The organism is Kitasatospora sp. NRRL B-11411 (genome assembly GCF_000721345.1).
In the GTDB taxonomy this organism is placed as follows: domain Bacteria; phylum Actinomycetota; class Actinomycetes; order Streptomycetales; family Streptomycetaceae; genus Kitasatospora; species Kitasatospora cineracea.
Map to the genome: position 1 here is coordinate 1 of NZ_JOGH01000221.1, position 5,302 is coordinate 5,302.

Sequence of the window (5,302 nt, forward strand, 5' to 3'; positions counted from 1 at the left end):
GGTGGTGGGGGGTGGGGGTGCGGCGGCGGGTTTGTTCGGGGCGGGCCACAGGGCGATCGCCCCGGCCGCGACGAGTGCGGCCACCAGGACCGCGAGAAACGCCTTCTGTCGTCCGTTCATGCCAACCCCCCTGGATCCAAGGCCATTCTGAGGGCACAACAGCTGTCACGTCAGTCCTTTTCGGGCATCAGTTTGCTCATCCTTTGCATGCTGATCAGTACGATGACCCGTCTGTCACAGGGATGTACGAGAAAGGCAACTGTCATGGGGGACAGCGGGTTTCAGGTCGAGCCCAGTGCGCTCGACCGGTACTCGTCACTGCTTGCCGAGCAGGCCGAGCAGCTGAACCGGATCGCCGAGGCCACCGCCGCGATCACCATCTCCTCGGACGCCTTCGGGCACCTGCCGAACGCCCAGCACCTGGCGTCGGCGTTCCAGGAGCACGCTGGTGCCAGCCGCGAGAACGTCGGGATGCTCGGCAGTGCGGTGAACGGCAGTTCGCAGGGGCTGGCCGGGGTGTCGCGCAACTACACGGACCACGAGGAGTACGTCGTGGGCACCATGAGCGGGGGCCAGGCGTGAGCGGGACTTCGTCCGGCAAGGGCAAGAGCGGCGGTTCGGGCGGCTCGTCCGGGAAGCGGAACGACTCGCACCAGCGGGTGAGCAACCCGTCCGAGGTCGGCAACCGGCCGCGGCAGACCACCACGGCGCCCGCGCCCGCGCCCGGCCGCAGCACCGGGACGGCGCCGCACGTGGGGGACCCGGGGCAGATCCGTCCCGGGGGGCAGCGGACCGGCGGGACCGGGGCGGCGGGGGACGGCGGCGAGGACGGGGCGCCGGCCGACCCGCGGCAGTCCTGGTTCAGCGGCATGCTCAAGGATGCCGGGAGCAACGCCGTCAGCAGCGCGGCGGGCAGCCTCGGCGGCAAGGCCGGCGACTACCTCGGCGGCAAGCTGTTCGGCTCCGGCGAGGAGCCGGCGGGTGGTGAGCCGGCCGGGGAGTCCGCGGGGGACGCCCCGATGGCCACCGGGATCGCCGGGCCGGCGATCGAGGCGATCCGGCAGGCCCAGGCCGAGCAGCAGCAGCGGGCCCGCGAGGGCGTCACCACGCTGCCGGCCCCGGCCCCCGGGTACGGGACGGGCGGGATCGGCGGCGGGTACGGCGGGGCGAGCACGATGCCCGCGTACGGGTCGATGCCGGGTTACGGCGCGCCGGGCCGGCAGAGCGACGCGTACGCCTGGGCCCACGCGCAGATCGAGCGTTCCATCCAGGACCTGCCGGAGGCCGAGCACAAGTCGCGCGGCGGCCTGGGCGGGGCGCTGGACCAGGCGGTCGAGTGGGCGCTGGAGGAGTCCGGCCTGCTGGACATGCTGGAGAAGGTCACCGGCAACCTGGCGGAGCTGAACGCGGCCACCATGGAGTGGCAGGCCCAGGCGGGCGCGGTGCGCTCGGTGGCGGCGGAGCTGCGGTCGGGCGTGGCGCCGGTGGCGGAGAGCTGGCAGGGGTCGGCGAGCGACGCCTTCGGCGGCCACATGGGCAACGTGGCGGACGCGCTCGACCAGACCGCCGAGGAGATGATGCAGACCGCGCAGATCATCAACTCGGCGGCGCAGGAGTGCGCGATGGCCGAGGGCCTGGTGATCGAGATCATCACCGAGGCGATCGAGGCGCTGATCGCCTCGCTGGCCGCGGAGGCGGTGCTCTCGCTGGTCACCTTCGGCGCGGCCGCGGTGGTCGGCGCGCTGATCGACGAGGCCGAGATCGGCGTCTTCGTCGCCCGGGTGGCGCAGGTCTCCACCAAGCTGGCCAAGGCCCTGGAGGAGCTGCTGAAGGCGCTCCAGGAGATGGGCAAGGCGGTCAAGGCGACCCGGAAGCTCGGTGACATCGCCAAGGTCATGGAGAAGATGAAGAAGGTCGAGACGGCCTTCAACGACGTCCGGAAGCTGGAGGAGGGCACCAGCAAGGCCGCCAAGATCGCCCAGAAGATCGACCAGAAGGTCACCGAGAAGGCCGGGGCCTGGGCCCAGGACAAGATCAAGGAGGGGCTGGGCATCGACCAGGACGACCGCTCGGGCGTCCAGATCGGCGACGGCACCCTCAAGGGGAACCTCAAGGCGGCCGGGAAGTCGGCGCTGGGCGTCGCCGAGGAGGGCCTGAAGAGCGACGTCAACAAGAACGCCGTCGAGCAGGAGCTGCTGAACGACATCGGTCTGAACCAGGAGCCGACGCCCTACCGGGTGGACCGCTCGCGGATCCAGACCGCGTTCGGCTGACCGGCCCGCCGGAGCCCGGCTCGTCGGAGCCGGGCTCCGGGCGGTCAGCGCCCCGCCGCCGCGGCGCGGAACGCCTGCAGGTCGCTCTCGCCGTCGAAGGCCAGCGCCAGCCAGGAGCCGTCCGCGAACAGCAGGTCCTGCCGCTGGGCCCACACGTCGTTCGGGGTGTCCGGGCGCAGCCACCAGCTGCCGGCGGGCAGTTCGAGCAGCGGGGTGGCCCGGTAGTGGTCGTCGGCCTGGCGGGCGGTCCAGCGGCTGAGCACCAGCAGCCGGCGGTCGGTGAGCAGCAGGGTGAACAGGTCGTGGTCGGCCTTGAGCTTCTCGCCCGCGGTGGTGCGCACCGCCCGCCAGAACAGCCGGGCGGTGGAGCCCTCGGGGGCGTGCCAGGAGCCGCCGTGCAGCGGGCGGCGCAGCGCCCGGTAGGCGCGCCGGGTCAGCGAGAGGCCGTAGGGGCGGCGGCCGTAGGCGCTCGGTCCGAAGATGTCGACGAACCAGCGCGGCAGGAAGTAGAGCCACAGGCCGCGCCAGACGGATTTGCAGAAGTTCATCGCCCAGACGAGAGGAGCGAAACCGGCGGCGCGCACGGTGTCGCGGTCCCACCAGAGCGGCAGGAGGCGGTCCAGTTCGACCGCCCACGTGCCGATCATCGGCTCGCCCGGATACAGGTGCTCACCTGCGGTTCGCTGGAGCCGGTAATCCCCGTAAGCGACCGCCGGAAGCGGTTGCTGGTGATAGGCGCTCATTCGACAAATCCCCCATTTCCCCATGCGGTTCGGTTTTCCGCGGGGAGCAGGCTACCCGGTGGGGGAAGCAATTCCGACCGCACCCCGGAAGGCGGTCCGGCAGCCTGTTCGGGCCTGCCAGAATGGGAGTATGTCGACCACTCCCGCCGCCCCCGGCAGCACCGCCCTGGACCCGGCGATCGCCGCCCGCCTCAAGCGCACCCCGGACGGCCTGCTGCCCGCCGTCGCCCAGCAGTACGACACCGGCGAGGTGCTGATGCTCGGCTGGATGGACGACGAGGCGCTGCACCGCACCCTGACCACCGGCCGCTGCACGTACTGGAGCCGCAGCCGCAGCGAGTACTGGGTGAAGGGCGACACCTCGGGCCACGTCCAGCACGTCAAGCAGGTCGCGCTGGACTGCGACGGCGACACCCTGCTGGTCAAGGTCGACCAGGTCGGCGCGGCCTGCCACACCGGCGACCGGACCTGCTTCGACGCCGACGTGCTGCCGCTCGCCCAGTAGCCTGTCCCCCGACCAGCCCGCCCCTCCCAGCCGATCGGTGTCCCATGGAACTTGAGGCTTTCCGCACGCTCGCCGCCGACACCCGGGTCATCCCGGTCACCCGCAGGCTCCTGGCGGACGGCCTCACCCCGATCGGCGTGTACCGCAGCCTCGCCGCCGAGCGCCCCGGCACCTTCCTGCTGGAGTCCGCCGAGCAGGGCCGCAGTTGGGCCCGGTACTCCTTCGTCGGGGTCCGCTCCGGCGCCGTCCTGACCGTCGGCGAGGACGGCGGCGCCCGCTGGCTCGGCGAGCCCCCGGTCGGCATCCCCACCACCGGCGACCCGCTGGAGGTGCTGCGCGCCACCCTGGCCGCCCTGCACACCCCCCGGCACCCGGACGACGGCCTGCCGCCGCTCACCGGCGGCCTGGTCGGCTACCTCGGCTACGACGTGGTGCGCCGCCTGGAGAAGCTCCCGGACCTCACCCCCGACGACCTCAAGCTCCCCGAGCTGACCCTGCTGCTCGCCACCGACCTGGCCGTCCTCGACCACGCCGACGGCACCGTGCTGCTGATCGCCAACGCGGTCAACCACAACGACCTGGCCACCGGCGTCGACGAGGCGCACGCGGACGCCGTCGCCCGCCTCGACGCGATGGAGGCCGACCTGCGCCGCCCCGTCGACCCCGGCCTCGCCACCTACACCCCGACCGCGGTCGACGCGCACTCGCCGTTCGGCGGCGAGCCGTACCGCAAGGCCGTCGACGTGGTGAAGGAGCGGATCCGGGCCGGCGAGGCGTTCCAGGTCGTCCCCTCGCAGCGCTTCGAGGCGCCCTGCCCGGCCTCCGCCCTCGACGTCTACCGGGTGCTGCGCACCACCAACCCCAGCCCGTACATGTACCTGTTCCGCTTCCCCGGGCCGGACGGCGGCGCCGAGGGCGGCTTCGACGTGGTCGGCTCCAGCCCGGAGGCGCTGGTCAAGGTGGCCGGCGGCGAGGCGATGCTGCACCCGATCGCCGGCACCCGGCACCGCGGCGCCACCCCGCACGAGGACGCCGAGCTGGCCGCCGAGCTGCTCGCCGACCCCAAGGAGCGGGCCGAGCACCTGATGCTGGTCGACCTGGGCCGCAACGACCTGGGCCGGGTCTGCGCGCCGGGCTCGGTCGAGGTGGTGGAGTTCATGACCGTCGAGCGCTACAGCCACGTCATGCACATCGTCTCCACCGTCACCGGAAAGGTCGCCGAGGGCCGCAGCGCGTTCGACGTGCTCACCGCCTGCTTCCCGGCCGGTACCCTCTCCGGCGCGCCCAAGCCGCGCGCCATGCAGATCATCGAGGAGCTCGAACCCACCCGCCGCGGCCTGTACGGCGGCTGCGTCGGCTACCTGGACTTCGCGGGCGACTCCGACACGGCGATCGCCATCCGCACCGCGGTGATCCGCGACGAGACCGCGTACGTCCAGGCGGGCGCGGGCGTGGTCGCCGACTCCGACCCGCACGCGGAGGACACCGAGTGCCGCAACAAGGCAGCCGCAGTCCTGCGCGCCGTCGCCACGGCCAACACCCTCCGCTGAGCCGGGGGCCCGGCCGGGCCGAGCCGCAGGCGGGGGAGGGGAACAGCGGCTCGGCCGGGCCGGGGGCTGGTGGGCGGGGGTGTGGTGCCTCCGCCGGGCCGGGGTCGGTTCGGCTGTGCCGGGGAGGAAGCGCGGATCGCCGGGCCGGAGGCCGCAGGCCCGGTACCTCTGGCGTCCCGAGCCTCCGGGGCTGCTCGGGCTCGGCCGGGCCGGAGGCCGGGGGTCGGTGGG

At 73.1% G+C, this 5,302-nt stretch carries 5 protein-coding genes; 4 read left to right on the plus strand and 1 reads right to left on the minus strand.

All coding sequences use genetic code 11. The features are described 5' to 3' along the window. Positions 1-264: 264 nt before the first annotated feature. Together IH44_RS47525 and IH44_RS0138950 are read left to right on the plus strand one after the other, a co-directional pair. Complete coding sequence (locus tag IH44_RS47525; protein ID WP_030464592.1) at positions 265-582, plus strand: hypothetical protein; 318 nt, start codon at positions 265-267, stop codon at positions 580-582. Continuing rightward, positions 579-2,273 carry a WXG100 family type VII secretion target gene (locus IH44_RS0138950; protein ID WP_030464593.1) on the plus strand — a complete coding sequence of 565 codons (1,695 nt, stop codon included), beginning with the start codon at positions 579-581 and terminating at the stop codon, positions 2,271-2,273. The genes IH44_RS47525 and IH44_RS0138950 overlap by 4 nt, the downstream gene beginning before the upstream one ends. Before the next feature lie 44 nt (positions 2,274-2,317). Here the strand turns inward: IH44_RS0138950 and IH44_RS0138955 are convergent, their stop codons facing one another. Continuing rightward, the gene (locus tag IH44_RS0138955) at positions 2,318-2,920 is read right to left on the minus strand and encodes a hypothetical protein (protein ID WP_030464594.1); all 603 of its coding nucleotides are present in this window, start codon (positions 2,918-2,920) and stop codon (positions 2,318-2,320) included. A gap of 226 nt (positions 2,921-3,146) precedes the next feature. Between IH44_RS0138955 and hisI the strand changes: the two genes are divergently transcribed. Together hisI and IH44_RS0138965 are read left to right on the plus strand one after the other, a co-directional pair. Then, positions 3,147-3,521, plus strand: a complete 375-nt coding sequence (hisI, locus tag IH44_RS0138960; RefSeq protein ID WP_030464595.1) for a phosphoribosyl-AMP cyclohydrolase — start codon at positions 3,147-3,149, stop codon at positions 3,519-3,521. Between the two features lie 44 nt (positions 3,522-3,565). After that, on the plus strand, positions 3,566-5,071 hold the full coding sequence (locus IH44_RS0138965; protein ID WP_030464596.1) for an anthranilate synthase component I: 1,506 nt from the start codon (positions 3,566-3,568) through the stop codon (positions 5,069-5,071). The last annotated feature ends 231 nt before the right edge of the window (positions 5,072-5,302 follow it).